Genomic DNA, 26,253 nt, shown 5'->3' with positions numbered 1-26,253 from the left:
ATTCCATTCTACAAAATATCATAATCATTTTTTTGTGAATATGCGATAATTAATTATAAAAACTGCAAGGAGGTTTCCCATGATTCGTGCAATCTTATTCGACTTAGATGGCACACTATTAGATCGGCGCCAATCTTTAGAACAATTTATTTGTGACCAATATAATCGCTTCGCCTCACATTTGATGGGCATAGAAAAATCCGAGTATTGTTCTCGATTTCTTGAACTTGATAATAATGGCTATACGTGGAAGGATAAAGTGTATGCTACTCTCCTTTCCGAATACAACATTACTACTTTAACGCAAGAGCAACTGCTACACGACTATATTACAAACTTCCAACATCATTGTATTTCTTTCAAAAACACGCATGAACTACTTCAACAGTTAAAACAGCGAAACATTAAAATTGGTATTATCACAAATGGTTTTACTGAATTTCAGATGAGCAACCTTCGAGCACTACATATACATACGTATACAAACACCATTCTCGTTTCAGAAACTGAAGGAATTAAAAAACCTCACCCTGAAATTTTCGAACGTGCTTTGCAAAGACTAGATGTTAAGGCAGAAGAATGTCTTTATGTTGGAGATCATCCAGAAAACGATGTGCTTGGTTCTGAACAAGTAGGGATTCTTGGTGTTTGGAAAAAAGATTCATTTTGGGGTGATTTTAAGCATTCACGTATCGTAGATGATTTATTAGAGGTTCTTTCATTTTTAGAGGTAGAGATAAAAATACAATAATAGCAAATAAATTATATCAGCGATTTACCAACAAAAAGTGACCATAATAAGAGGAGGCCATTGCTCAAAAACGCCTCCTCTTTCTTTATTCATATACTGTAAACTGTGGTTTACTCGGATGATCTTTTACTAGCGCATCATCTGGAAACTTTGAAACTTTTTGATATAAGGCAATGTCACCGATACAACCTGCTGTTAGTAGAATTCCTAAAAATGAGAGTGGCTCCAGATTCATAGCTAATCCCAATACAATTGGCAAAATTCCAGTTGGTAAAAACGGAAGCATTAACACTTTCTTCATTTGCTTTACTGTAACCGCCTGTTTAGAATGAGCATATGCAACACCTAATTTCCAATTAACGCCCCATTTTAGTTCACTCCACGGAATACCTCCGATATAGCGAAATCCTATTAAATGTATCGCTTCATGAATACAGACGAGAACAATCATTGCAATAATAAACAGAAACATCGTTAATAATGTAACTTCAACTTGGACCCCACCTGAAAGAAATATATGCAAATAACCTATTCCAAACGACAAAGCAATTATTATAAAAAATAAAGAAAAGTTTAATTTAACCATCGAAACAGTAACAGTCGTTTCTTTTCTTTTATCCATCTTCCCCCTCCTAAAATGTAAGTATATCTTCGCAAAATTGTATAATATACCCAAAAATAACATAAAGATATATTTACATTTATTATTACATACAAAAAAAGAAACCGGCTACTTTACTTCGTAAAACAGCCGATTTCTTCTATATGTTTCATCGTACGCGCTAATACGTCATCGCGCATTATAAAGCTAAATTTTCTGTTCGTTTTAATGTTGTCAGGAATGTCTTTTAATAAAACAGACCCTTTCGTTTCTTCGTAATGCGTATGTTCTTCTACCGCACTAATTGTTGCAAAATAAATGTTTTTAATGATTATTTTGTCTTTTCCAGATACTTTATATTGTCCTAAGTAAGTTAAATCAGAAACTATGCCGCCAGTTTCTTCATGAACCTCTCGAACTGCCGCTTCTTCCGGTGTTTCCCCTAGTTCTACTTTACCACCTGGAAATTCAAGACCACGACGTAAATGATGTGTTAATAACCATTGATCCCCGTACCGGCATACAACCCAAACATGCTTTGGCTCAGGAGAAAATGGATAACGTTCAAACGATAATTGTACAGTGTTGTGGTAATAATCTTTAAATTTGTACATGCCATTACTCCCCTATTGATGGTTACAAGTTTTTCCTACCACAAATTGTAGCATATTCTCGCTTTTCTGCATAATATTATCCAATTACAATCCATTGATTATTCCCATTTGCGCGACTAATTCTTTCGTCTCATGATTTCCTAAATCGTAAATCATTTTATATGCTTTTTGTAGTTGTTCATCATATCGGTCATTATTTGAATCGTGATGATACTCAACAAATGGAACGTGGGAGCGTACAAATGAACCTAAATCTTCTACATATGCTTGATCGAAGTGCTCTCTTAATTCCGTAATTTCCTCATCATTTGCATAAATTTCAAAATTATACGTATCCGCCGTCTTCACTTGTGAAATTTGACCATTTCCTATTGATATATAATATGTTTTTTTCGTTTCCATGTAACACCCTTCTTTCATCCTTTTATTTTCTATTGTTTTCATCAATTACAAAATTATGTAAAATAAAGAAAAGGAGGGGTTTTATGTTCAAAATATTAATTATCGGTATTATCATCGTCCTAATCATCCTCGTACTCTCCATCATGACAATTAATAAAGGCTATGCTTATAAACATTACGTCGATAAACTAGAAGATAATCCTTATACAAAAAAGAATAAGGAGAATTCCTAATATGCTTCGTATACTCCGCATCACAATCGCACTCACTGTGTTCGTTATGTCGGCAATTGGATTATATACAGGTCAAAATAATTTTCTACCTCTTTCACAATTTCTATTAGGGGCTTTAATGTTTCTCATCGCATTTGAACAAATAAAGAAAAAGGAGGCAGCAACTGGGCTTATTTGTATTATTTCCGGTGCTTTCATTTGGATTGTTCTCATCATTAGCTATATAAAATAAAAGGAGGTACATGCATGCTAAAAGGAGTACGGATTACTTTATCACTTATTGCTTTATGTATAGCAATCTATAGTTTCTTTACTAGTAATAGAGAAATTATGCCTTATATGTTCATCTTTTTAGGGATGATGGCTTTCGTTATTAGTATAGAGGAAATCTTAAAGCAGCAAAAAGGTGGTAGTATACTTGCTCTGTTAGCAGGAGCTGGTGCTTTATTTCTTGGCTTCTCAGAAATATTTCGATAAATAGTCCCTTTAAAGGAGGTATACAATGCTAACTGGATTACGCTATTTTTTCATGCTTCTCACACTCTCTCTTTGCACTTATTCTCTTGCTACCGACAACTTCACACTTCTCCCATACATGCAATTTGCTCTCAGTTGTTTCTTTATTCTTCTAGGAATTAATGAACTGAAATCCGGAAGAAAATCAATGGGTATCTCGCATTTTTTCGTTTCTAGTCTTATGCTCTTCATTGTAATATCGAACTACTTTCACTAAAGATAACATGTAATTTCCAATCACCTACTGACCATTACCTCTCACTAATTTGGATTTTTTAAACAGTTAATAAATTGGAGGATACTATGCTAACAAACCTTCGAATCTTACTATCTGCTATTGCTTTTATTCTTGCTTTTTTTAGTCTTTTTACACGAATTTCTATTCTTTTCTCTTATGTATTTATCCTTTTAAGCATCACATTTATTCTTTCGGGAGTTGCTGAAATACAACAAAAGCAAAAATCGAAAGCTATCTTTTGTTTTATAGTTGGGATAATCACTTTCTTCGTTGGGATTTCTGACATACTTCCATAAAAAAGAAGAGCTTGTGTGCTCTTCTTTAACTCACTACTTTCAATCCAATAATCGTCCCCATAATCCCAACAATACAAATAATTCGAAAAGCGTTTTTAGGTTCTTGAAAAAATAAAATACCGACAACTGCTGCCCCGAGCGTTCCGATTCCAGTCCAAACTGCATATGCGATCGATAACTGAATTTCTTGAAGCGCCATCGTTAAAAATTGAAAACTAATAATAAAACCACCTATTAAAATAATATTATTCGTCCAACTATTATTTTTTGCTACTTTCTTTATCCCAATTACACCGACAATTTCAAAGAGCCCAGCTATAATTAAATAGATCCATGCCACTTTATTTCACCTCTTCCTTATTCCCACTAAATTTCAATCCGATAATAAATAGTGCCAATAAGCAAACGAGGAAAATTTTGATGAGCGAAAATGGTTCTTTGAAATATAAAATATCTACCAATATCGTTCCAACTGTACCAATTCCAGTAAATACTGCATATGCCGTACCAATTGGAATTTTTTTAGTTGCTTCAATTAGTAGTTGAAAGCTCACTAAAATTGCAATGAGTGTCAAAATACTCATTGAATTTGTTTTTAATCCTGTCGCCCAATATATTTCAATTAAGCCCCCAAATACTAAATACATCCACGCCCTATTTATGCTAATCTCCTTTTTCTTTTTCACTTCTTCTTTTATCTCTTCTCTTGTTTCTTGTTTCGAAGAATTACGCTTCTTTTTCGGAAAAAGAATGTAAGACATCGCCCATATAAAATGAATAATAAGCACTGATGTCCAGACACTTGTAATCGTATTAATCGTTTCATTTTTATAAAATCCAATTTGTTTATTTAAAATCCACTCTTTCATATGAAGGAAATAGGAACCGCTTGGCAACTCTTGAGCTGGTACAAGCCCTACTATAAAAATAAATAGAATCTGTGCAAAAATGAAAATCCCCAGATGCTTATAAAAATATTGCCTCTCCATCCGCGCATGCTTAATTCCATATAGCTTCTCTTTTCCCGCGCCAGTCATTTACCCTCCTCCTTTTTTAAATAACAATCTATCATCTTTTCTATATAATTCATCGTTTCTAAATCAAGTCCGTATACTCTTGCAATCTCTCCCTCTTCAGGTTTAATTAAATCCCAATACTTATTTATTAATTGTTCATCTTCATGAAATACGTGCATTGAAAAAGCCACTACCCTTTCCGCTAACATTTGAATTTCCGGTGAATCTACTGGTTCATTTATACGCTGACGAATTTCTCTTAATACTTGTAACCATTCTTTTGTTCTTTCATCGTTTTCTTCAAGTGTTGGTAAATCCTCTATAACCTTCTGTTCTTCCTCCGTAAAATATTTTTGTCGGAAATTTTCTCTCTGCTCAATTCCCTGTACTGATTTTATGAATAACATTAAATCTTCTGTTTTAAGCTCTCCTGTTAATTCAATGGAATGAAATGCTGTATATAATAGTTTTTCTAAGTCCTTTAATCTTTTTACTTCCGCTTGTATTGTTTGAATTTCATTTTGAATTGCACTTTTCCATCTTTCTTCTGAATTCCCCTTTTCCTCTTTTAACACTTTTTTTATTTCCGAAAGCTTAAAACCAAGCTTTTTAAACGTTGTTATTTGTTGCAATGTAATTACATCATCTTTTGAATAGTAACGATATCCTGACTCAGCAACGTACGACGGTTTTAATAATCCAATTTCCTCATAATATCTAAGTGTTCTCGTCGTTACATTCGTTTCTTTTGAAATTTCACCAATGCTATACTTATCCATCGTTTCCTCCTCACGCCTTATTTATCTTCACTATAAACTTTGACGTATACGTTAAAGTCAATACTCCATTCACACAAAAAACTCCTGTTTTACAAATAAAAAAACTGCCCTTTAACAGGCAGTTTTTCTTTATCCAAACACTTTCTCAAGTTCATCTTTATCTTGGCTTAGCCAGAAGTTCATTAAGCGTTGTGCTCCTTCTAAGTCATGAAGCTTCGCTTGACCACATTGCGTTTCATTTGCAGCCGGAATTTCTGTAATTTGAACCGCATCTTTTAATGTTAGTTCTAATAAATCAATGATTTCTCGAACTGTCGGTGTTCCGCTCACTACAAGATAATATCCTGTTTGGCAGCCCATCGGTGAAATATCGATAATATCAAAATGCGGATAACGATCAATATATTTACGTAAATTAAATGCTAATAAATGCTCTAACGTATGAATAACATCTGGTTTCATTGCTTGTTTATTCGGTTGGCAGAAACGAATATCAAATTTATTTACAATACCGTCACTACCTACATTGTGAACTCCGCAATGTCTTACATAAGGTGCCTTTACAATCGTATGATCTAATTCAAAGCTTTCTACTGATGGCATACAACATCTCTCCCGCTTTTAATTTAATTCCGTTATATCCAATATGATATAACGGAAATGCACATTAGTAAAGTATTATGTACAGTCGTGCTATAATACTTTAAGAGTATGCTGAAAAGGAGACCATTATGAAACAGATTTTTATTGGGATTATACGCTTTTATCAAAAGTTCATTTCTCCGATGACACCACCAACATGCCGCTTTTATCCAACTTGTTCTCATTACGGATTAGAGGCGTTTCAAAAACATGGTGCACTCAAAGGTTTTTGGCTTACTTGTAAGCGTATATTAAAATGTCACCCTTTCCACCCGGGAGGATTTGATCCTGTCCCAGATAAAAAGGATGACAAAGTAAATTCTTAATTGTCGTAACCATTCACAACTAAATCTAATTTTCCTGTATCAGGATCTATAACAAGACCGTGAACAGGTACTTCTTCTGGAAGTAATGGATGGTTGCGAAGTATTGATACACTATGTTCTACACTTTCTTCTACACTAGAGAACCCTTGTAGGAATCTTTCTAAATCGATTCCAGAATAACGGAGTGTATCTAATTTCTCATTTGTTATACCGCGCTCTTTCATCTTCTCAATTGTACTGCTTGCCTGAATTTTTGCCATACCGCAATCGTGGTGACCAACTACACAAACTTCATCAGCACCAAGTTCATATACAGCAACTAAAATACTACGCATAATACTTCCGAATGGATGTGAGATAACAGCTCCTGCTACTTTAATAATTTTCACATCACCGTTACGCATATTCATTGCTTTTGGTAATAATTCAACAAGACGAGTATCCATACAAGAGATAATTACCATTTTTTTATTCGGGAATTTTCCCGTTTCATACTCTTCGTATCTTTTCTCTTCAACAAATTTTTCATTGTATTGTAAAATCTCTTCTAATGACTTCATAGTAAAAAACCCTCTTTTCTCTCATTTACATTACTTATATAGTGTACCAAAATATGAAAAACTCAAAAAGGATATCGCTTTATAGTAAAAAAAGGATATTTTCAGATAATCGACATAATTCTTTCAAAATATACACACACCTTTGTAACAAGTCCCCTCTATTTCAAACGTATTTTCACTATAAACTGATTGTAGATAATGTAAAAAAGGAGTGAATATTCATTATGTCCGACGTTCTGTTACTGAGTCGTTTTCAATTTGCAATTACTATTTTTTATCACTTTTTATTTGTACCTTTGACAATCGGACTTGTCATTTTAGTAGCATGTATGGAAACTCAATACGCCCGCACATTGAATCCAACATACCGTAAAATGGCAAATTTCTGGGGTAAATTATTTACAATTAACTTCGTAATGGGGATTATAACCGGGATTACGATGGAATTCCAATTTGGAACAAACTGGTCTGAGTACTCCAAATATATGGGAGATATTTTCGGATCACCTCTCGCAATTGAAGCACTTGTTGCCTTCTTCTTAGAATCTACTTTCATGGGAATATGGTTATTCGGTAAAGACAAAATTTCACCAAAGTTCCGTGCCTTCTGTATGTGGATGGTTGCACTTGGAACAAATATTTCCGCACTTTGGATTATTACAGCAAACGGCTTTATGCAAAACCCTGTTGGCTACGTAGTACGTAACGGCCGCGCTGAATTAAATGACTTCTGGGCACTCGTTACAAATCCATATGCTTGGAATATGTTCTTCCATACTGTCATTGGTTGTTATATCGTAGGTGCTTTCTTCGTTATGGCAATTAGTTCCTATCACTTATTACGTAAAAACGAAGTGGAATTCTTCAAAAAATCATTTAAGTTTGGTTTAATGCTAGGTTTATTCGCCGCAACAATTACACCGTTTATGGGACATCAATCTGGTGTATCAGCAGCTAAATATCAACCAGCAAAAGGAGCTGCGATGGAAGCAGTTTGGGAAACTGGAAAAGGACAAGGCTTCTCAATTGTTCAAATTCCTGATGTAAAAAATGAGAAGAACTTTGAATTCCTTACGATTCCAAAACTCGGAAGCTTCTTCTATACAAACTCATTTGATGGCGAAATTGTTGGTTTAAAAGATATTCCGAAAGATGAACGTCCAAATGTTAACCTCGTGTATTATAGCTTCCGCTTAATGGTTGCACTTGGTATGTTCTTTATGGCATTAACTTGGTACGGCTTCTATTTAAACCGAAAAGGAAAACTAGAAAACTCAAAACGTTATTTAAAAATTACAATATGGTCTGTCTTACTTCCTTATATCGCGATTAACGCAGGATGGATTGTCGCTGAAGTAGGTCGTCAACCATGGACAGTATATAAACTAATGCGTACAGCAGAATCTGTATCGCCTATATCAGTTCCACAAATTTGGTTCTCATTAATTAGTTTAATTTTGTTCTACACTTTACTTTTAATTGCAGACGTATACTTAATGCTGAAGTTCGCGAAAAAAGGACCTGCAGCATTAGAAGAACCTGCTACTGAGGGAGGTGTGGCTCATGTCTCATGATATGCTTGCAATCATCTGGTTTGGTTTATGGGGCGTGATTTGGACAGTTTACTTCATTCTTGATGGGTATGCACTTGGTAACGGAATGATTTTCCCTTTCGTTACGAAAGATCGACAAGAACGAAATCAATTACAAGAAGCAATTGGCCCATTCTGGGGCGGTAATGAAGTATGGTTAATTACAGCTGGTGGCGCAACATTTGCTGCCTTCCCAGTCACATATGCAAATATGTTTAGTTATCTCTATACACCGTTATTCTTAGTATTACTTGCACTATTTGCTCGTGCCGCTGGGCTGGAATTCATGCATAAAGATGATTCACCGATTTGGAAAAAAACTTGTAAATGGGCATTTGCAATTGGGAGTTTTTTAATTGCTTTCCTATTCGGTGTTACGTTCGCTAATCTTTATTACGGACTACAAATCGGAAAAAATGGTTATGAAGGAAATTTACTTAGCTTATTAAACCATTACGGTATTTTAGGAGGATTGTTCTTCACTGCTATATTTGTCGTATCCGGTGCCCTTTGGGTCATGATTAAAACGACTGGTGAAGTATCCGACCGTGCTTATAAAATCGCGAGACCGTTTTCAATGGCAGCAGCTATTATTTTAGCTATCTTCTATGTAGCAACTGCTAATCGGACAAACTTGTTCCAAAACTTTACGGAATATCCGGTACTATTCATTCTTCCAGTACTTGCAATGTTAATGAGTGTACTCGCACTTATTATGGTGTACAAACATAAAATTGGCCTTGCATTCACATTCGTTTGCCTAACAATCGCAATGTTTATGACAACTGGCTTTGCAGGTATGTTCCCAAGAATGTTACCATCTCGTATTAACGATGCATACAGTACAACGTTATACAACGCAGCTGGTAGTCAATTAAACTTAAAGATTATGTTCTTCGTTGCAATGGTCATGGTACCAATCGTTATTGGATATCAGCTTTGGAGCTACAGTATCTTTAAAAATAAAATTCATAAAGACTCTGCTAAAGGGTATCACTAAAATAAAAAAAGACACTTCGGTTGAAGTGTCTTTTTTATACGTATGATTTTTAATAAGATGTTATATTTCTAATCTAACAACTATAATACAGAAGAATCATTAACAGCTCACAGCTAGATTGTATCATAGGGCAACTTCATCATTTTATGCAATTTTACATATTGTGCTATAAAGTAAACTGTATCCCCTGATCATTCACATCATTATCCCATACATCAGCTGTACTAATTCCGCTAAACGTTTGTACTTTCATTCCTGTATTTGATGATCCCGATCCATTGTAAGCTTTCGTCTTTTCAATCGGCTGTACGTTATATTTATCACCTACATTAATTGTTCCATTGCAGTTTTCAATAATAACACCTTCCACAACTGCTGGCATTTTGTCACCCACTTTCATTTCTTTACTTTTATTTTATGAAAATCGCCTAGAAAAATAGCATGTTTTAATAAGAAAAAGCACTCAAATTGAGTGCTTTTTCCTTAAGCATAAAGACAAGTTTGGAGACAGTTGACTTCTTCAAAATTTTATTAGGGGTAATATTTTGAAAAAGAAAGCCTTTCATATGTAGGTTAACACCACTGGAATATATAGTAAATTGATAATATTTATACGGAAGATTGCTAATGTTTAGTATAGATAGTTTACACTATGCTAACAGTGAAAACTATCTATACTAATAAAAAAAAAGTGCCTTCAAAGAAGCCACCTTTCAAAAACAGACACTATAAAACAGAATTATTTATTGTTATACGATTGTTAGATACAAAAAGTAGAGGGAAATGTTTGTATTAAATTCTGCTTTATAAAGTCTGTCTACAACTTATATTGTAATCCTCTTCATTTGAAAAAAAATATAATATGCACAATTACATACAAAAAGAAAAAGCACTCTACTGAGTGCCTCTTCAACCATTTTACTTTTAATATATCGCTTTGAATATATTGTAACATATGTATCCATATATTTTATTGAGAAAATTCAAAATCCTTTTTCTTTCATTTTTACTTATATAATCATGTAATATAAAAGGTATGTCAAATTCTTATACAAGTTGAGGTGTACTATATTTATGCTGTATTTTGGAATTATTCCTCTTATATTGTTTATTATTTTTCTTATCTCGTATTTAAAAGATCCGCGGAAAATAATAAACGGCTTTTTATTTAATGCCTTTATCTGTTCATTTCTATTATTTTGCGCTATAGCCTCATTTGAGTCTGGTAATAACGATTTACATTTTATCGTTATCATCCCCATGTTAGCACTACTTGTAATGATTCCTTTTGCTATAGTCGCTTTAATGTTCGGACTCTTTCTTAATGCAAAAATTTTAATGCAACGTGAAGGAAGACGCTTCACAAACTCTTTAACTTTAATTGCTGCTTTAGGGATTTTATTCTTTATAATGCTCCCTATCATAAATCCAGCAAATTTATTCTCAGAGCATTTTCAATTTATCTTTGCTGCTATCTCTCTTATAACTATGTATTTCTTTGTGCATTTATCTAACTTCTTAAGTGCATATTTTTTATATCAATTCAACAGACCAAGACGTAATCAAGATTTCATCATCGTTCTCGGTAGCGGCTTAATTAATGATAAAGTACCACCTTTACTTGCAAGTCGTATTAATAAAGCTATCGACTTTTATTGGAAACAAGCAGCTGTGAATACACCACCAACAATTATTTTCTCTGGTGGTCAAGGTCCAGATGAAGGCCTTCCAGAAGCGGAAGCGATGCAAAATTATGCTGTTGAAAAAGGAATTCCTCTTGAACATACAGTGCAAGAAAATCGCTCTGTAAACACATATCAAAATATGTTGTTCTCTAAAGAAATTATGGATTCTTTAAAAACAGAAGGTAAGTATAGAAGTATTTTTACAACGAATAATTTCCATCTTTTCCGCGCTGGTATATATGCAAGACAAGCTGGCCTTAATAGCCAAGGAATCGGATCAAAAACTGCATTTTATTACTGGCCTAACGCAATGATTCGTGAATATGTCGCAATTGTTGTTATGGGACGTAAGCGCCATATGAAAATATGTGGAACTATTTTAGGCTTCGCTTTATTCCTAACAGTAATTAGTTTTATTGTTTCTTAATAGCTATCAAATAAAAATTCCTCTGAATGCTTTATGCACAGGGGACTTTTTTATACCTTTTTGTTCATCAAATTTAAATAAATAACGTAACAGCATACAACACATTAATTATTCCAGAAATCACTCCAACAATAGCAAATGTTTTACTCGTACCCGTCACTTTTTTGTTTAAACCCAATATAGAAAATACGATAGCTACACTACCAATAAGCCCCCATAAGTTTATAAACCAAGATATTAATCCAGTGATGAAACCGACTAAAGAAAAAATTTCTATACTACTATTAGAACTGCTATTCGGAAAACTTCCCCCTACCGTTTTATAGCTAAGACTCTCCCCGCACTGCCCGCAAAACTTGTTGCCCTCGTTCGTTTCATTTCCACATTTCGTACAGTATCCCACATAACCCCCTCCCTAAGGTTAGTGCCCCAAATGTATATATCCATACTATTCATTCTACTTTTTCATATTAAAATTATGACCACTCTCTAATCTTCTACAGTTGTATTTAAAATAATAATATGGTCATAATATTCCCTGCATACATCCATTAAAGGAGAATTTTTTCAAATTAAATGTTAAAATAAAATTTAGGTGTGAATTATGTAACAAACAAGAAACTAGTTTGAAACGAGGAAATTATATGGAGAAAATTATCAAAAACAAGCCCAATAAGCTAAAAATTGCTTCGAAAGCTTTGATGATTATTATTGGGGCATTTATCACAGCGTACGGATTAGAAGCAGTATTAATTCCAAATAACGTATCAGACGGTGGTGTGACTGGTTTAAGTATCGTTAGTTCAAGATTATTTGGATTGCCATTAGGAGCTCTAATCGCAGTTATTAACATTCCTTTCGTTTGGTTAGGATATAAGCAAATCGGTAAAAGCTTTGCAATTTATTCTATTATTGGAATCGCTTCATTAGCAATAGGTACCGTTGTCATGCACGGAATACCAGCTATTATCGAAGGCGATACATTATTAGTTACAGTTGTTGGTGGTATTATTATCGGTTTTGGTATGGGACTAGCATTACGTAACGGTGGGGCATTAGATGGAATCGATATGCTAGCTGTATTGCTTTCTCGTAAGTTACCATTTGGAACGAGTGACCTTATTTTATTCTTAAACATGTTCGTATTTATTTTCGTATCAACGGTATTCGGCCTTCAAGGAGCTATCCTTTCGGCAATTGCTTACTTTATCGCTTCGAAAGTGATTCATATCGTTGAAGTTGGTTTAAGTGGTTCAAAAGCATTTAAAATTATCACAAAAGAGCCTGAATTAATGGTAGAAACAATTCGCGATCGTTTAGGCCGAAGTGCAACATATAACGAAGTATACGGTGGTTATTCAAGAGAGAAATTCAAAGAAATTTCTTGTGTAATTAACCGTTTAGAAGAAAGTAAAATGAAAGAACTTATTAATGAAATCGATCCACACGCCTTTATTACAGTTTATGACGTAGCAGAAGTAAAAGGCGGTAATTTCAAGAAACGTGATATTCATTAATCATTATGAAAAAGAGGGTGGGCCAACAATTTGGCACACCCTCTTCTTATTATTAAATTGCTATAGTTGTAAGTTTTTCCCAGTACGTAGATATATTTTTACTCGCCCCACCGACTCCCACGTTTAATCCACGCTACATACTTTTGAAAAGCCGTCACTTCATGTTGAAAACGCAGCGGGATATACAAAAATAAAGTGCATGTACACAGTATCCATAGAATACCTACTACAAAATGAAATTTCATTGTCGTGCTAATAAACAAGCTGAGGAATAATACAAGGAACATAATTACACTAAATCTTTTATACGTAGTCATACTATCCCCTCCTTATACTTCAATTGTACCAGTTATAAGGAATTAATTCCCATAACAAAAAAAGACCAAAAAGTAATTTACACTTTTCGGTCTCTACACTATCTTCTCTTCGTAATCTTTCCTGAACCACCGACCCTCGTTTTCGGGGGAGATGTATTCCTTGGCGGAGTTTTAATAGATGATTTCGGCTTCACATCTGATCCGCTTGAACCGCCTGGTGTTTTTGTAATTTTACCCTTGCTTCCAGTAGAGGGTGGGGGCGTCGTATTACTTCCTTTTTCAGTAATACTTCCCTTATCACCTACTGATGGTTTCGAATCTACATTATCGCCTCGCTTAATAATAGACCCTTTCCCTTCCTTCGTAATTGGAGGTGGGGTTTTCTTTTCTTCTTTCGTAGGTGGTCTCTCTGGAATGACTGGTTTATGATTTTGTCTGTCGTTATATCCTCGATAATCACCGTATGATGATTTTCGTGAACCAAATATATCGTTTAATATGCTACCCATAATATATCCTTGCAAGAAGGACGGTTGATAATTTTGACGGACAAATTCTTTATTACTTATTTCAATTAACGTATCCGATGGTTTCTCTTTATCCTTTTGCAAGTTATAAATCTTGTCAGAATAAACGAGGAACATTTGATTTTCGTCTTCTTTAGATGCTTGCTTCGGTTCTCTTTCGTTAATGAGTTCCTTCGCTACTTCAGGAACTGACCGATTGGCGGCCCTATACACGTAAGATTCTTGTTTACCTTCCTTTGCGACAGACTCAAGTGGATAACGGTCTTGAATCGACTTTGTCTGCCCGCCTTGACAACCTGATAAGGCATAACCAGCAACAACAAGTAATATAACGATAGCAAGTATAGGGATCACAAACGATTTAATCATGGTAAACAATCGGTTTGACATGATTACGCCCCCTTACGTTGCTCTTATAATTTGTACATCAGCAGGAATGATTGCTTCTCCCTCATACATCATTGTGCGACCATTTTGCCATTCAATACGCAATAATTTTCGATTATCTGATTGGAATTCCCATACGTACTGTTCCTCTGAAGCTGAGAATGGTGTTTTCCCCATCACAACAACACGTCCGTTATATTGTTCTTCCATATGGTACTCAGTATCATCCATTTCAATTGTCGTCGGAATTTCATCAATTGAATCTAAGCGACCATCAATTGGAGTATATAATTTGTAATACGTATTTTCACGATCTTCAATTTTTAAATAACGAATATCTTTTCCATCTTGCAGTGTTAAAACAATTTCTTTACGAGAATGCATACTCGTTTTCCCAGTCAATTCGTACATAACTAATGAAACTTCAATCATATCGCCAGGAGCTAACGTTAAAAGACTCTTTTCCGGCTTCGGTGGCTCTGGGCTTTTCATTATATTTTTAATTCGTTTAAATAAACTCATAATCTACCCCTCCTTTTCTCTTTATAAACAAGCACCTAAAATTAGTGCACCAACAATATGTAATGATCCAGCTAACATCGCATGTGCAACGCTACCTTCTTTCGTACCTTCTTCTAAATCTAAGCCAGACATTTTCTTTAACACAAATTCGATAAACATTTCTACAACTAATAAAATAACGAAAGAAACTGCTGAAGCAAGAAGCGCCTGCCATAAGTCATTTGCTTTCGTGATTGATTGAGATAAAATGTACCCTTGTGCAAATAATTTCATAATAAAACGAGTTGTTACAGCTGTATTTCCATTTTTGATTTCTTTTAAATCATTGTATTTTGTAAAAATTGAATCAACCCACATAATTGCAAATAAAAGTACTGCACTCGCTCCAGTCCATACAAGCATGGCAACTACATTCATCCATGTCATTGCAAAACCTCCTCAAAAATATAATAGAAAACCGACATGAATTTGTTTAGACATGTCGGTTCATTTGTCTTTATTCTATATTATTTCTCATACTGCTTCATAATACGAGCCAATTCATCGTCAACAGCAGAATTTTTGTTTAAGCTTGCGAATTCATCATCTAATGACTTTTCTTTCTTATAAACTTCACCGCTTGCTTCCGCTTCAGCCTCTAATTGAAGAGCTTTCTCTTCCATACGGCTTAAACCAGCTTTTGCTGAATTTGAATCAAATCCAGACATTGCCTGATTAATATTTTTCTGTGCTTTCGCTGCATTTACACGTGCTACAAGTGTTTCACGTTTATTTTTCAGCTCTGTTAATTGCTTGCGCATTTCTTCTAGCTTAAGGCGCAGGTTATCAGCAGCAGCTTTATTTTGCTCATAGCTTGCTTTATATTCATTCATTTTTTGCTCTGCATTTTGTTTTTCTTCTAATGCACGGCGCGCAAGATCTAAGTTATTAGCTTGAACAGCCATATGAGCTTGCTCTTCACGTTTTTTCACAAGTGCTTCTTGCTCTTCAAATAATATTTTGAATTTCTTCTCAAGTGCGATTTGAGCTGCTACACTTTTCTCAGCTTCTTGTACATCGGCTTGCATATCGCGTAAATATTGATCAGTCATCTTAACTGGATCTTCCGCTTTTTCAATTAATGAATACACATTTGACATTGTTAAATCTCTTAATCGTTTAAATACAGACATCTAAATTCCTCCTATGATAAACCTCATATTTCAAATTCACTACTTGGAAAACTGAAAAATCTCCCTTTACAGTAAAGAATATTCATTTTACAGCCTATTTGTTTATTATAACAAAACTAATATGTCCTTACATGTTATTTCCAAAATACATCCATTATAATATGACATTCTATATACAATATTGTATTTATAATATATTCTCATTATCCCTCTTTGAAATTAACTTACTTTTGTGCGATTTCACTAAATTACATAAGTGTAATGTTACTGTAAGCTAACTCGATAGTTGCATTCTGATATTTCTTATACACTAATACCAGAAGCAACAAACAAGCTTCTTCACATGTAAGCAATAATACAAAAATTGTATTTACTATAAAACATATAAAAGGAGAAATCATCATGAAAAAATTAGTAGGAATCGGATTAGCAGCAGCAATTTCATTTGGTGCATTATCAGGTTGTTCTTTATTAGGAGAGAAAGCGAACGGTTTTGTACTGTACGGCTCAGAAGAACAAGTTCAGCAAATTACAGATAAAAACAAAAAAGAAGTGAAAGAAAAAGACTTCTATAAAATGAAAATGACAACATTAGATGGTAAAAAAGTTCTTGTAATGGATAAGAAAACTGGTGAAGAACTAGTGAAAAAAGAGTTACTTAGCAAAGTTGATGAAAAAGACAACACGAAACCACTTGATAAATTACCAGCTGTAACAACAGAACAAGGTTTATTATTTGCAAAAGAAAAAGTAGAAAATGCTACACTTGATGGGGCAAAATTAAAATATGAAGGCAACACAATTATCGGAAGTGGCCGTGCATATACAGATATGTATGCGATTGTCGATGACGCAACTTACAACAATGTAAAAGGTGATGAAAAATCTGTAGGTGTATTAAAATTTGATAAAGACCCAAGTAAAGAGTTCCCTGGTTACAAAGGCGTCGAAGCTTCTCAACTTGTAAAAATTAAAAAGTAAAACAAAAAAGCTTTGCAATTCGCAAAGCTTTTTTCTATTTATTATGAGCAATTTGTTCCATATCCGGACTACAAGTTTTCGACTGACATGACTTATTTAAAGAACATGCTGCGCATTTTCCTTTTTTACTTCTCTTTACAAAATTAACTAACGTGTATGCTGCATAACCAAAAATGATAGCTCCAATTATAATATTGACCATCATTATACATCTCCTTTTAGAATCCTAGTAAAGATCCAACTTGGTATATAATAAGCGTTAATACATAAGCAACAACGAGTGGATAAACGACTGAGAAAATCGTCCATTTGGCTGATCCTGTTTCACGTTTAATAACAGCCACCGTCGCTAAACATGGAACATATAATAAAATAAAGAACATAAATGCATAAGCTGATAATGCTGTATAATGTGCTCCCATTACGTTTCCAAGCACATCTTCTTTAACTGCATAAATAATTGCCATTGTAGAAACGACAACTTCTTTTGCTAAAAATCCTGTTAAAAGGGATGCTGCAGCTTGCCACGTTCCGAAGCCGAGCGGTGCAAATAACGGTGCGATAAACCCACCAATCATCGCTAAGTAACTGTCTCCCATATCAACACCAAATCCTGATGGACCTGCATAGTTTAATAACCAAATGACAACAGAACCACCAAAGATGAATGTACCTGCTTTACGAACAAATCCTTTCCCTTTCTCCCACGTGCTTAGCCATAACGTTTTCGCTTGTGGCACGCGGTAAGGAGGTAGTTCAATTACGAAAATAGACTTTTCCGCTTTTAAAATTGTAAGAGACATAATTTTTGTAACTAGTAATGCAAGAACAATACCTGCAACATATAAAGAAAATACAACAGTTGCCTGACTATGAGGGAAGAATACGCCCGCAAATAATGCGTATACAGGCAAACGTGCCGAACAAGACATAAATGGTGTTACAAGAACTGTAAGTAAACGTTCTTTTTCTTGTTCAATCGTTCTCGCTGCCATAATACCTGGAACGTTACATCCAAAACCGATAATCATCGGAATAAACGCTTTTCCGTTTAAACCGAAGAACTCCATAATTCGATCCATAACAACTGCAATTCGCGCCATATATCCTGAGTCTTCTAATAATGAAATGAAAAAGAATAGTGCAAAGATTTGTGGTACGAATACTAATACAGCACCAACACCGGCAATAATACCTTCTGTAACGAGCGCTTGAATAAAATGAGAAGCTCCAATACTTGTAAGTCCAACCGTCACCCAATCCGTAAGCTGGCCACCAAAAAACTCATCTAACATATCCGATAAAGGTGTCCCAATCCACGTAAACGTAACCTGAAAAATAAAAAACATAACTGCTAAAAAGATTGGAAGTCCTAAAATTTTATGCGTAATTAGTCTATCAATTTTTTCCGAAAAAGGAATTTCCCCTTCTTTCTCATGCTTCATAACATTTGTTTTTAACTTTTCAATATACGCTTCACGAGTTTTGTAAATGTGCTCTTCCAACGTACAATCAAGTTTTCCCTCTAGGCGAGATCGAATGGCTACAAGTTCCTTATAAATTGGTAATGCTTTTATTTCTTTTTCTACTACTTCGTTATTGCTTAAAAATTGAAGTGCTAACCATCTCGGATGCTCGTAATTCGCTTTCTCTAAAAGAGAAATTACCTCTTCAATTCCTTCATCCATTTGTACACCATATGAAATAATGAATGGTTTTTTCTCGTTTTTGTCATTTTCTTTAAGGGTCGCAAGTAGTTCTTCACAACCTTTTCCACTTCTTGCAACGACAGGAACGACTGTTACGCCTAATAATTCGGATAAACGTTTTACATCGATCACAATTCCTCTTTGCTTCGCCACATCAACCATATTTAGACCAATTGAAACTGGCTTGCCAAATTCGAGCAACTGCAACGTTAAATGCATATTTCGTTCAAACTGCGAAGAATCCACAATATTTAACATATGCTGAAATTCTTCTGTTAATAGAAAGTTTGTTACAACACCTTCATCACGTGAAACTGGATTTAAATCATAAACACCTGGTAAATCAATTAATGTTCCTTGTCTATCTTTTAATTTACCAACCTTTTTTTCTACTGTTACACCGCTCCAGTTTCCTACGTATTCATAAGAACCAGTAAGTGCATTAAATAATGATGTCTTTCCTGTATTTGGATTCCCTAGCAAAGCAACCTTATTCACGCTAATTCCACCTTTATCATTTTCGCGTCACAATGACGAATACTAATTAACTGTCCACGACACTCCAATGTACAAGGACCTTTGAACATCGCCTTTTGCTTCATACGAAGTTCGCTTCCTTCAGAAAGACCGAAAGCAGCCAATCTTCTCTTTAGTAAATAATCTAAAGACTGAACACTTTTCACTAGCACTTTCTCACCGATTTTAATATCTACTAAGCTCATAACCTTCCCCCTCCGAAGAGAATGATAATTATTTTCAGAAGAATTATAGCACACTCTATTTCTCTTGTACTATACCCTTTTGCTTCATATTTATTAACATTTCGCTACAATTCTATTTCAATAATTGTCATAACAGATTCGTTTGCCATTCCCATCCATTTCGCTTACAATAAACAATAACAAATAAAGAATCTCGTTATCACTGGGGGAGCCATGCCGCTGAGAGGGAACACTTCGTTCCGACCCTTCGAACCTGTTAGTTAATGCTAACGCAGGGATTGTGCAAACGTCCGAAATACATACCTCTTTTCATTTACGTATTTCGTATCCTCCTATGATATCTATTCTTTTTTGTACAACTTGGATTTAGGGGGAGACAACATGCGTAACACCAATTTACAAGCGATGATTGAATCTGCTATTCTTGCAGCCTTCGCCATGGTCATCGACATTTTACCACTTTCAATAAAAATATCAGCTACAGGCGGTTCTATATCTTTTGCAATGATTCCTATTTTTATTATCGCTTATCGCTGGGGTTTCAAAATGGCTTTCTTAGGAGGCTTAATTTGGGGATTATTACAAATTGTCGTAGGCGATGCCATTATCGTAACACCAATTCAAGTATTAATTGAATACTTCATTGCTTTCGCATTCATTGGGTTTGCTGGTTTATTCTATCGTCCAATTCAAAAGGCGCTTTTAACATCCAATGAAAATAACGAAGAACAATCAAACTTAGGTAGCCGTAAAGACAAACCTTCATCAAAACCAAACCAAGGGAAGAAAGTAATTGGATATATTATCGTCGCTACTTTTATCGGTAGTCTAGCTCGTTACTTCTGTCACTTTATCGCTGGTATCATTTTCTGGGGACAATATGCACCAAAAGGACAATCAGCAGTTCTATATTCTTTAATATTTAACGGTAGTACAATGATTGGTTCCTATATTCTATGTACCGTTTTACTTATATTTTTATTTATCACTTCACCACGTTTATTCAAAAGCATCAGTGCTTATCAAATGAATACACAAAAAAAGGGCGCTTAATGAGCGCTCTTTTTTCATATCGTAATATCAATTAAAAATACAATAAATGCACAAAAGAAAATAAATACCATTATACTTAGCCAATTGCTATGCACGGTTCATCGACTCCTTACATAACCTCGTTTTCTAACCAGATTATATCGTTTAAAAATAAAGATTAGGTAAAGATAGTATGAAAATAAATTAAAAAAAGCGTAGCATGCATTATCTACGCTTTTTTCGGTAAGTAAAAGTAAAATAATACACCGTCTCCTGTATTCTTTACTCCATATTCAGCATCGTGTAATTCTAAAATATTTTTAGAAATAGCAAGCCCAAGTCCCGTCCCACCTTGTGAACGCTGCCGAGCTGCATCCACGCGATAAAAGCGATCCCAAATTTTATCTAATTGTTCTTCTTCAATGTGAGTACCTTTATTTTCAATGCACACTTTTATACGATCTTTATCATCTATTGTCGAAATAATAATATCCTCTTTATTTGGTGTATAACGTATTGCATTCGTAATGAAGTTCACAATGACTTGTTCAATTCGGCCTTGATTTGCAATCACTTCAAATGAACGTATATTTTTATGAACATGAAGTTCTTTTTTCTCTATTTCCACAGATAGATGTTCACATATATCTTCAATTACTGTATCAATATAAAACGAAGACTTTTTCATTTTATATGTACCAGATTCAAATTTAGCTAACTCAAGCATATCCAAAATTAAAGTATCCATTTTGTCTACTTCTCTCTCCATCGCCTGAAAATAATACTCTTTTTTATGCTCAGCTACCCCGTCTTTTAAAATGGAAATACAACTTTTCATAATACTCAGCGGTGTTTTCAATTCATGCGAAACACCAGAAATGAATTCTTTCCGTGTATTTTCTAACTTTCTTTCCTTTTCAATATCTTGTTCAAGCTGTCCGATATGAGAATTTAATTTGTTAGAAAGTATATTAATATTTTTCGATAAATCACCAATTTCATCTTTTGAAGTAATCGGTATTTTTTCTGTAAAATCTAAATGCGCTATTTTCTTCGTCGTATCATTTATTTTTAATAACGGTTTGGCAATTTGCTTTGAATAATAAAACGAAGCTAAAAAAATAAGAACGACTACAAATGCAATGATGTATATGTAATAATCTTGCACCATTTGTACAGCTTCATCTACAGGCTGTAAAGAAGCCATTGCATATATATATGCTACTGATCCGTCTTTTTCTTTTATTGGCTTAACTAATAATTTATATTTTATATCATTCTTTTCATAATCTATTGTTTGTGTTGTATATCGTATTTTATTGCTTTCTTTTAATAATAAATCGGTTTGAAAACCCTTAATATTATCTAAAAATATGCTATTTTTATAAATTGGATTCACAGGACCGTTTACATCTGGTAACTGTACTTTTGTAACACGTCCTCCTATGTAAACGCCTAATTCCTGAGCAGCTTCTTCCTGTACGGCTGGTTTCTTTTCCTTAGCAAGTTGCTCCCCAGCCGCTCTCTTTTTCTCCTCATCTAATTTTATTTTCTCCTGAAATGCTTTTTCTAACGGTTTATTAGATCCACTTAAATTCTGCTTAGATAAAGAAAAAGAGAATGGAATAAAACTATCTTCTTTTCTCACTCCAGAAAAATAAATCTCTTGTCCTAAAAACTGCTCTAATGATTTATTATCAATCTCCTCTATATTGACGAGATTGTATAAGGGTATCTTGAATAGTTGTTGTCCAAAGCTCTTTTGTTGCCTACGATCTATCGTTACCTCAAAATAAAAATCATCCACATGTTTTAAATTCCCATTCTGATCTAGTGTCGTAATCCACGTATTATTTTCCCTAAAAAAGTCTTGCTCAAGTTTCTGAATTCCTTCTGCATTTCCTGTGTAGTTTAGATAATTCTTCTCAAAGGAATTTAAATTCACTTTAATATCTTCCACTTTTCGATTCGCATAATATTGTTTAAAAAATATCGTTTGTCCAATAAATATCGTCGCTAAAATCAACATACATAATGCTGTTGTAAGAGTAAATAATTTTAGTACAATTCCTTTCTTCATACATTTCCCTCAAATTTATAACCTGTTCGTACTACAGTTGTAATGTACTTTGCCTTCTCTCCTAATTTATTTCTTAAATTACGAATATGACTATTAACCGTTCGATCATCACCAGCAAATTCATATCCCCAAATTCTTGAAATTAATTGTTCCCTTGTTAGTACAATTCCTTGGTTTTTCATGAAATACACTAATATTTCAAACTCCGTATGCGTTAAACTAACATCTGCCTCATCAACAGTAACAGTACGTGACGGAAAATGAACTTGGATGCCATGAATCGATAACGTATCATCTTCATTCTCTAAAGGTTTCTTCGATGCCTTTCTACTTTCTAATAATCGTTTCGCTCTTGCTAATAGAATGGGTGGACTATACGGCTTCGTCACATAGTCATCTGCCCCAAGTTCAAAACCAAGTAACGTATCATCTTCATCTACGCGCGCCGTCAGCATAATAATAGGCACCTCGGACGTCTTCCTAATTCTTCGGCAAACAGACCATCCATCGAGTTCTGGCAACATAATATCTAAAATAACTAAATCAACTTCTTCTTCTTCTTCAAATACAACTAAAGCCTCTTTCCCGTCCCTCGCTTCAAACACTACATATTGTTCACTTAAAAAATAATCTTTTAATATTTCACGTAATATATCTTCATCTTCAACAATTAAAATGTTTTTTGACATAACTTATATATCCCCCTCCTGCTTTCAGAAACTATAATTTCATTTTGAATAACTGCCAGTTAACTTCGCCTCGATAATATATCTATCTGGTGCATCCCCTATATAATCAAATGGATAACAAGTTGTCAGTGTTAATATCGGTTCTTCTTTTTTTATAATAACATTACGATCATCCGCATGAGTAATCCATGTCTTTTGAATTTCATATGTGTACGTTTTATTATCATACTCTAAAACAAGGGTATCCTTTTCTTTCAACTCTCCTAAATCTGTAAATACAGTATCTCGATGTCCACTCAGTACAGTATGTCCCCCTCCAGATGGAGTTGTCGTTAAATCACTAACAAACATACCAACTCCTTTTTTCAGAGTCGTATCATCCGCTCCCCAATATATAGAAAACTTCTTCTTTATTTTCGGTATGTTTAACATCGCTACCTTTTCTCCTTCTTTATGTTCTGTTTGAGAAGAAGGCACTTGAGTGGTTACAGGTGTTTCATGAGAAAGTTGAGTATCTTGTATATTTTTAAGGCTCTTTATTTCTTCTGCTGTTAATTGCCCGGCAGAGCTCTTTCCTTTATACCATTCCACAGCGTAATAGGATCCCATGAATAGCCCTATAGCCATCAATATGATACCGATATAATTGAGTAACTTCATGTTTCATCCCTCCATGCCAAAAATGGTAGGAGTAACCTACCATTTTTAATATATGAAATTATCCCATTCTTTATAGGACAATATTTTATTTACACTTTAAACTTACTGCGACGATTCAAACCAAATAATGTACCTAGTGCTACAAGGGCTGCACTTAATCCCATCATTACCACGTTATTTGATGCCGTGTTTGGCAATTTTTCACCTTGTACAACTGGCTTGGCTACTTCTTTTTTAGCTACTTCATTCTTTTGCCCAGCTTCTATAGCTGCTTCTTTTTTGGCCATATCGTTTTTTAACTGTTCTTGCGCTATTCTCTTTTTCTCTTCTTCACTTTTTTTCTCAGCTTTTATTGCTTCCTCTTCTTTAGCCATATCATTTTTTTCTTGTACTTGTGCCGCTTCCTTTTTCTCTATTTCACTTTTTTGCTGTTCCTTAATTGCTTCTTCTTTTTTAGCTTTATCTTGCTGCATTTGCGCTGCTTCTTCCTTTGTCAATGTTCCTGTTGAAGCACTCGCTACTGAAGAATATCCTACTGTTAAAAGTGCCATTGCACAAATTGGTAATAGTCTCTTTTTCATCTTCATTCTCTCCTTATATTTTATTCACATCAACTCGCATCGGATGTATTACTAGAATAAGCAAGAGATATAAATATAAGATGCAGATGAAATATAATTCATTTAAAGATTTCATTGTAGAAAAAGAAAAAAACATCGCAATATATACGATGTTTTTTTCGGGTGTGTGTCTCAATATTTACATGTTACTTTCGCGCGATTTGGAAGTAGAACGGGCCGGAGCGATAACTAATTGTCTCGGCTCAGTTTTCTTGAAGTGATTTTTGACGTTACACTTACGACGTTGAACAACCCACGCTTTAATAGGGTTTGTCAAAATAATCTTTTGCTCTTCGTTAGGGGCCTCTTCTTCAAACCTACAACTTTCGCTCCATTTATTCCATTTCATTGTAAATTTAGAAGAAGAATGATCATCTTCACGATCAAACAAGTGCAAAAAATCCATTTTTCCATCTAGCATTACGGTATTACTAGTCGCTAAAAAAGAAAAGGTCGTCCAACGTTTCTCCATGCCCTCCTACTCCTTTTTCACATATAGAGTGCCTAAAACTTAATTTACCTAAAATATGCTTGCCTTTTACCTTACACCCATAGTTTATCCAAAATGCTATTATGCAACTATCGATTTGCCTTACAACTACCTTACATTTTTGTAAGAAACAAAAAACCTTCACTCTATATAATGAAGGTTTCTTACTTTTTATCTATATGATTTCTCATATCATCAAGTCCAGCTTCTTTTAGCTGCGACATCATACCGTGCGAAATTGCTCCTAACACTAAAGTCATTCCAATTAATGAAATACGAATCGCAGGTACATCAATTACGTAAGCCAACAGGCCAAGAACAATTGTTAAAAGTAATGCTTTTATAAATGTTACACTTGTGTACTGTTTCTTCTTCATCATATCCACCCTTTTTGGAAGCGTTTTCTTAATGTACTTAGTATATCATATCATCAGATGATTTTGTCTTTATCTTTGTAAAAAATTACTATCTCCTTTGACTTTTTCTATTCTATCCTTTACAGTCGAAATGTTCGCAAGTTTTACACTGTAGGAGGATTACAATGAATATTGAAATAAAAGACACTTTAATTTCTGAAGAACAATTACAAGCAAAAGTGAAAGAATTAGCACTTCAAATCGAACGTGACTTTGAAGGAGAAGAAATCGTAGTTATCGCAGTATTAAAAGGTTCATTCGTATTTGCTGCTGATTTAATTCGTCACATTAAAAATGATGTAACAATTGACTTTATTTCTGCATCTAGCTACGGAAATCAAACAGAAACAACAGGAAAAGTGAAACTACTAAAAGATATTGACGTAAACATTACTGGAAAAAACGTAATTGTTGTAGAAGATATTATCGATTCTGGTTTAACACTTCATTTCCTAAAAGACCACTTCTTTATGCATAAACCAAAGGCACTCAAGTTCTGTACATTACTTGATAAGCCAGAACGCCGTAAAGTAGACTTAACAGCTGAATATGTTGGCTTCCAAATTCCAGATGAATTCATCGTTGGATACGGTATCGACTGTGCGGAAAAATATCGTAACTTACCATTTATTGCTTCAGTTGTAACGGAATAATATAATAAAATAAGCTTCCATCAATTACTGATGGAAGTTTATTTTCTATCACGATTCGTAAAAGACAAAGGGAGAGAATAA

The 26,253-nt window shown here is 34.3% G+C and carries 36 protein-coding genes, 1 pseudogene and 1 riboswitch; of the genes and pseudogenes, 13 read left to right on the top strand and 24 right to left on the bottom strand.

The annotated features are described in order from the left end of the window. Positions 1 to 79 precede the first annotated feature (79 nt). Complete coding sequence (locus tag ASE54_RS21385; protein ID WP_000617246.1) at positions 80 to 751, top strand: HAD family hydrolase; 672 nt, start codon at positions 80 to 82, stop codon at positions 749 to 751. Between the two features lie 85 nt (positions 752 to 836). Here the strand turns inward: ASE54_RS21385 and ASE54_RS21380 are convergent, their stop codons facing one another. From ASE54_RS21380 to ASE54_RS21370, 3 genes are all read right to left on the bottom strand, one after another. Then, complete coding sequence (locus tag ASE54_RS21380) at positions 837 to 1,373, bottom strand: DUF3267 domain-containing protein (protein ID WP_000361285.1); 537 nt, start codon at positions 1,371 to 1,373, stop codon at positions 837 to 839. A 113-nt stretch (positions 1,374 to 1,486) separates the two neighbouring features. Next, positions 1,487 to 1,966 carry an antimutator 8-oxo-(dGTP/GTP)ase gene (gene mutTA / locus ASE54_RS21375; RefSeq protein ID WP_000276385.1) on the bottom strand — a complete coding sequence of 160 codons (480 nt, stop codon included), beginning with the start codon at positions 1,964 to 1,966 and terminating at the stop codon, positions 1,487 to 1,489. 84 nt (positions 1,967 to 2,050) lie between these two features. Then, complete coding sequence (locus ASE54_RS21370) at positions 2,051 to 2,368, bottom strand: hypothetical protein (RefSeq protein ID WP_000448411.1); 318 nt, start codon at positions 2,366 to 2,368, stop codon at positions 2,051 to 2,053. 83 nt (positions 2,369 to 2,451) lie between these two features. Between ASE54_RS21370 and ytzI the strand changes: the two genes are divergently transcribed. From ytzI to ASE54_RS21350, 4 genes are all read left to right on the top strand, one after another. After that, positions 2,452 to 2,601, top strand: coding sequence for a YtzI protein (gene ytzI / locus ASE54_RS21365; RefSeq protein WP_000472793.1), 150 nt, complete (start codon positions 2,452 to 2,454; stop codon positions 2,599 to 2,601). Position 2,602: 1 nt separating this feature from the next. Further along, complete coding sequence (locus ASE54_RS21360; protein WP_000944462.1) at positions 2,603 to 2,833, top strand: DUF3953 domain-containing protein; 231 nt, start codon at positions 2,603 to 2,605, stop codon at positions 2,831 to 2,833. A 14-nt stretch (positions 2,834 to 2,847) separates the two neighbouring features. Next, positions 2,848 to 3,078 carry a DUF3953 domain-containing protein gene (locus tag ASE54_RS21355; RefSeq protein WP_000912056.1) on the top strand — a complete coding sequence of 77 codons (231 nt, stop codon included), beginning with the start codon at positions 2,848 to 2,850 and terminating at the stop codon, positions 3,076 to 3,078. Between the two features lie 342 nt (positions 3,079 to 3,420). Next, positions 3,421 to 3,651 (top strand): DUF3953 domain-containing protein, encoded by a 231-nt coding sequence (locus ASE54_RS21350; RefSeq protein ID WP_000957185.1) that lies wholly within the window; start codon positions 3,421 to 3,423, stop codon positions 3,649 to 3,651. A gap of 25 nt (positions 3,652 to 3,676) precedes the next feature. Here the strand turns inward: ASE54_RS21350 and ASE54_RS21345 are convergent, their stop codons facing one another. From ASE54_RS21345 to luxS, 4 genes are all read right to left on the bottom strand, one after another. Then, a complete protein-coding gene (locus ASE54_RS21345; protein WP_000312334.1) occupies positions 3,677 to 3,991 on the bottom strand; it encodes a multidrug efflux SMR transporter in 315 nt (104 codons plus the stop codon). A gap of 1 nt (position 3,992) precedes the next feature. After that, a complete protein-coding gene (locus ASE54_RS34990) occupies positions 3,993 to 4,688 on the bottom strand; it encodes a multidrug efflux SMR transporter (protein WP_000145220.1) in 696 nt (231 codons plus the stop codon). Then, positions 4,685 to 5,446, bottom strand: coding sequence for a MerR family transcriptional regulator (locus ASE54_RS21335; RefSeq protein WP_000362242.1), 762 nt, complete (start codon positions 5,444 to 5,446; stop codon positions 4,685 to 4,687). The genes ASE54_RS34990 and ASE54_RS21335 overlap by 4 nt, the downstream gene beginning before the upstream one ends. A gap of 129 nt (positions 5,447 to 5,575) precedes the next feature. Then, positions 5,576 to 6,049 carry an S-ribosylhomocysteine lyase LuxS gene (luxS, locus tag ASE54_RS21330; RefSeq protein WP_001141371.1) on the bottom strand — a complete coding sequence of 158 codons (474 nt, stop codon included), beginning with the start codon at positions 6,047 to 6,049 and terminating at the stop codon, positions 5,576 to 5,578. A 128-nt stretch (positions 6,050 to 6,177) separates the two neighbouring features. Between luxS and yidD the strand changes: the two genes are divergently transcribed. Further along, complete coding sequence (gene yidD, locus ASE54_RS21325; RefSeq protein WP_000809334.1) at positions 6,178 to 6,414, top strand: membrane protein insertion efficiency factor YidD; 237 nt, start codon at positions 6,178 to 6,180, stop codon at positions 6,412 to 6,414. On the opposite strand, the gene ASE54_RS21320 is transcribed toward yidD, so the two are convergent. After that, positions 6,411 to 6,974: a carbonic anhydrase gene (locus ASE54_RS21320; RefSeq protein WP_000838173.1), complete on the bottom strand. Its 564-nt coding sequence runs from the start codon at positions 6,972 to 6,974 to the stop codon at positions 6,411 to 6,413. The two genes, yidD and ASE54_RS21320, sit on opposite strands and share 4 nt — an antisense overlap. A 224-nt stretch (positions 6,975 to 7,198) precedes the next feature. Here ASE54_RS21320 and cydA point away from each other — a divergent pair, with 224 nt between their 5' ends. Next, a complete protein-coding gene (cydA, locus tag ASE54_RS21315; protein ID WP_001286178.1) occupies positions 7,199 to 8,548 on the top strand; it encodes a cytochrome ubiquinol oxidase subunit I in 1,350 nt (449 codons plus the stop codon). Continuing rightward, positions 8,538 to 9,566 (top strand): cytochrome d ubiquinol oxidase subunit II, encoded by a 1,029-nt coding sequence (gene cydB, locus ASE54_RS21310; RefSeq protein WP_000017653.1) that lies wholly within the window; start codon positions 8,538 to 8,540, stop codon positions 9,564 to 9,566. The genes cydA and cydB overlap by 11 nt, the downstream gene beginning before the upstream one ends. 166 nt (positions 9,567 to 9,732) lie before the next feature. Here cydB and ASE54_RS21305 read toward each other — a convergent pair whose 3' ends face one another. Further along, complete coding sequence (locus ASE54_RS21305) at positions 9,733 to 9,966, bottom strand: spore germination protein (RefSeq protein ID WP_002005871.1); 234 nt, start codon at positions 9,964 to 9,966, stop codon at positions 9,733 to 9,735. Positions 9,967 to 10,643: 677 nt separating this feature from the next. Between ASE54_RS21305 and ASE54_RS21300 the strand changes: the two genes are divergently transcribed. Next, positions 10,644 to 11,678, top strand: coding sequence for a YdcF family protein (locus ASE54_RS21300; protein WP_057187512.1), 1,035 nt, complete (start codon positions 10,644 to 10,646; stop codon positions 11,676 to 11,678). A 73-nt stretch (positions 11,679 to 11,751) separates the two neighbouring features. On the opposite strand, the pseudogene ASE54_RS21295 reads toward ASE54_RS21300, so the two are convergent. Then, positions 11,752 to 12,125, bottom strand: a pseudogene (locus tag ASE54_RS21295) (zinc ribbon domain-containing protein). Between the two features lie 197 nt (positions 12,126 to 12,322). On the opposite strand from ASE54_RS21295, the gene ASE54_RS21290 reads away from it, so the two are divergent. Continuing rightward, positions 12,323 to 13,195 carry a YitT family protein gene (locus ASE54_RS21290; RefSeq protein WP_000411240.1) on the top strand — a complete coding sequence of 291 codons (873 nt, stop codon included), beginning with the start codon at positions 12,323 to 12,325 and terminating at the stop codon, positions 13,193 to 13,195. 98 nt (positions 13,196 to 13,293) lie between these two features. On the opposite strand, the gene ASE54_RS21285 is transcribed toward ASE54_RS21290, so the two are convergent. From ASE54_RS21285 to ASE54_RS21265, 5 genes are all read right to left on the bottom strand, one after another. After that, positions 13,294 to 13,512 carry a hypothetical protein gene (locus ASE54_RS21285; protein ID WP_000214757.1) on the bottom strand — a complete coding sequence of 73 codons (219 nt, stop codon included), beginning with the start codon at positions 13,510 to 13,512 and terminating at the stop codon, positions 13,294 to 13,296. Between the two features lie 98 nt (positions 13,513 to 13,610). Then, positions 13,611 to 14,429 carry a DUF4247 domain-containing protein gene (locus ASE54_RS21280; protein WP_000071190.1) on the bottom strand — a complete coding sequence of 273 codons (819 nt, stop codon included), beginning with the start codon at positions 14,427 to 14,429 and terminating at the stop codon, positions 13,611 to 13,613. Positions 14,430 to 14,441: 12 nt separating this feature from the next. Then, complete coding sequence (locus ASE54_RS21275; protein WP_000051750.1) at positions 14,442 to 14,948, bottom strand: DUF4178 domain-containing protein; 507 nt, start codon at positions 14,946 to 14,948, stop codon at positions 14,442 to 14,444. Between the two features lie 21 nt (positions 14,949 to 14,969). After that, positions 14,970 to 15,374, bottom strand: a complete 405-nt coding sequence (locus ASE54_RS21270) for a DUF350 domain-containing protein (protein WP_000220087.1) — start codon at positions 15,372 to 15,374, stop codon at positions 14,970 to 14,972. Between the two features lie 80 nt (positions 15,375 to 15,454). Continuing rightward, complete coding sequence (locus ASE54_RS21265; RefSeq protein ID WP_000110281.1) at positions 15,455 to 16,120, bottom strand: PspA/IM30 family protein; 666 nt, start codon at positions 16,118 to 16,120, stop codon at positions 15,455 to 15,457. A 402-nt stretch (positions 16,121 to 16,522) separates the two neighbouring features. Here ASE54_RS21265 and ASE54_RS21260 point away from each other — a divergent pair, with 402 nt between their 5' ends. Continuing rightward, positions 16,523 to 17,101 (top strand): lipoprotein BA_5634 family protein, encoded by a 579-nt coding sequence (locus tag ASE54_RS21260; RefSeq protein WP_000737466.1) that lies wholly within the window; start codon positions 16,523 to 16,525, stop codon positions 17,099 to 17,101. A 34-nt stretch (positions 17,102 to 17,135) separates the two neighbouring features. Here ASE54_RS21260 and ASE54_RS21255 read toward each other — a convergent pair whose 3' ends face one another. From ASE54_RS21255 to ASE54_RS21245, 3 genes are read right to left on the bottom strand one after another with little or no spacing between them, the layout of a single operon-like run. Next, positions 17,136 to 17,306: a FeoB-associated Cys-rich membrane protein gene (locus ASE54_RS21255; protein WP_000989592.1), complete on the bottom strand. Its 171-nt coding sequence runs from the start codon at positions 17,304 to 17,306 to the stop codon at positions 17,136 to 17,138. A gap of 13 nt (positions 17,307 to 17,319) precedes the next feature. Continuing rightward, the gene (feoB, locus tag ASE54_RS21250) at positions 17,320 to 19,308 is read right to left on the bottom strand and encodes a ferrous iron transport protein B (protein WP_001044861.1); all 1,989 of its coding nucleotides are present in this window, start codon (positions 19,306 to 19,308) and stop codon (positions 17,320 to 17,322) included. Next, positions 19,305 to 19,532, bottom strand: a complete 228-nt coding sequence (locus ASE54_RS21245) for a FeoA family protein (protein ID WP_000060521.1) — start codon at positions 19,530 to 19,532, stop codon at positions 19,305 to 19,307. Before ASE54_RS21245 ends, feoB begins: the two co-directional genes overlap by 4 nt. A 194-nt stretch (positions 19,533 to 19,726) precedes the next feature. Further along, a riboswitch (TPP riboswitch) is annotated at positions 19,727 to 19,828 on the top strand. A gap of 85 nt (positions 19,829 to 19,913) precedes the next feature. Between ASE54_RS21245 and thiT the strand changes: the two genes are divergently transcribed. Further along, the gene (gene thiT, locus ASE54_RS21240) at positions 19,914 to 20,585 is read left to right on the top strand and encodes an energy-coupled thiamine transporter ThiT (protein WP_001246589.1); all 672 of its coding nucleotides are present in this window, start codon (positions 19,914 to 19,916) and stop codon (positions 20,583 to 20,585) included. Positions 20,586 to 20,793: 208 nt separating this feature from the next. On the opposite strand, the gene ASE54_RS21235 is transcribed toward thiT, so the two are convergent. From ASE54_RS21235 to ASE54_RS21210, 6 genes are all read right to left on the bottom strand, one after another. Then, complete coding sequence (locus tag ASE54_RS21235; RefSeq protein ID WP_000715419.1) at positions 20,794 to 22,644, bottom strand: HAMP domain-containing sensor histidine kinase; 1,851 nt, start codon at positions 22,642 to 22,644, stop codon at positions 20,794 to 20,796. After that, entirely contained in the window at positions 22,641 to 23,333 is a 693-nt protein-coding gene (locus tag ASE54_RS21230; RefSeq protein ID WP_000041845.1) for a response regulator transcription factor, read from the bottom strand. Before ASE54_RS21230 ends, ASE54_RS21235 begins: the two co-directional genes overlap by 4 nt. Before the next feature lie 39 nt (positions 23,334 to 23,372). After that, positions 23,373 to 23,993: a class D sortase gene (locus tag ASE54_RS21225; protein WP_000771573.1), complete on the bottom strand. Its 621-nt coding sequence runs from the start codon at positions 23,991 to 23,993 to the stop codon at positions 23,373 to 23,375. A gap of 89 nt (positions 23,994 to 24,082) precedes the next feature. Then, positions 24,083 to 24,574: an LPXTG cell wall anchor domain-containing protein gene (locus ASE54_RS21220; RefSeq protein ID WP_000746712.1), complete on the bottom strand. Its 492-nt coding sequence runs from the start codon at positions 24,572 to 24,574 to the stop codon at positions 24,083 to 24,085. A gap of 178 nt (positions 24,575 to 24,752) precedes the next feature. Next, positions 24,753 to 25,085: a hypothetical protein gene (locus ASE54_RS21215; RefSeq protein WP_000415613.1), complete on the bottom strand. Its 333-nt coding sequence runs from the start codon at positions 25,083 to 25,085 to the stop codon at positions 24,753 to 24,755. Positions 25,086 to 25,267: 182 nt separating this feature from the next. Further along, positions 25,268 to 25,483: a hypothetical protein gene (locus tag ASE54_RS21210; RefSeq protein ID WP_002081963.1), complete on the bottom strand. Its 216-nt coding sequence runs from the start codon at positions 25,481 to 25,483 to the stop codon at positions 25,268 to 25,270. A 161-nt stretch (positions 25,484 to 25,644) separates the two neighbouring features. Here ASE54_RS21210 and hpt point away from each other — a divergent pair, with 161 nt between their 5' ends. Beyond that, on the top strand, positions 25,645 to 26,172 hold the full coding sequence (gene hpt / locus ASE54_RS21205; RefSeq protein WP_001019295.1) for a hypoxanthine phosphoribosyltransferase: 528 nt from the start codon (positions 25,645 to 25,647) through the stop codon (positions 26,170 to 26,172). Positions 26,173 to 26,253 lie beyond the last annotated feature (81 nt).

This window comes from Bacillus sp. Root131 (assembly GCF_001429475.1).
GTDB classification, from domain to species: Bacteria; Bacillota; Bacilli; order Bacillales; family Bacillaceae_G; genus Bacillus_A; species Bacillus_A thuringiensis_S.
Note: the sequence above shows the minus strand (reverse complement) of the source record. Positions and strands in the feature narration are given on the sequence as shown.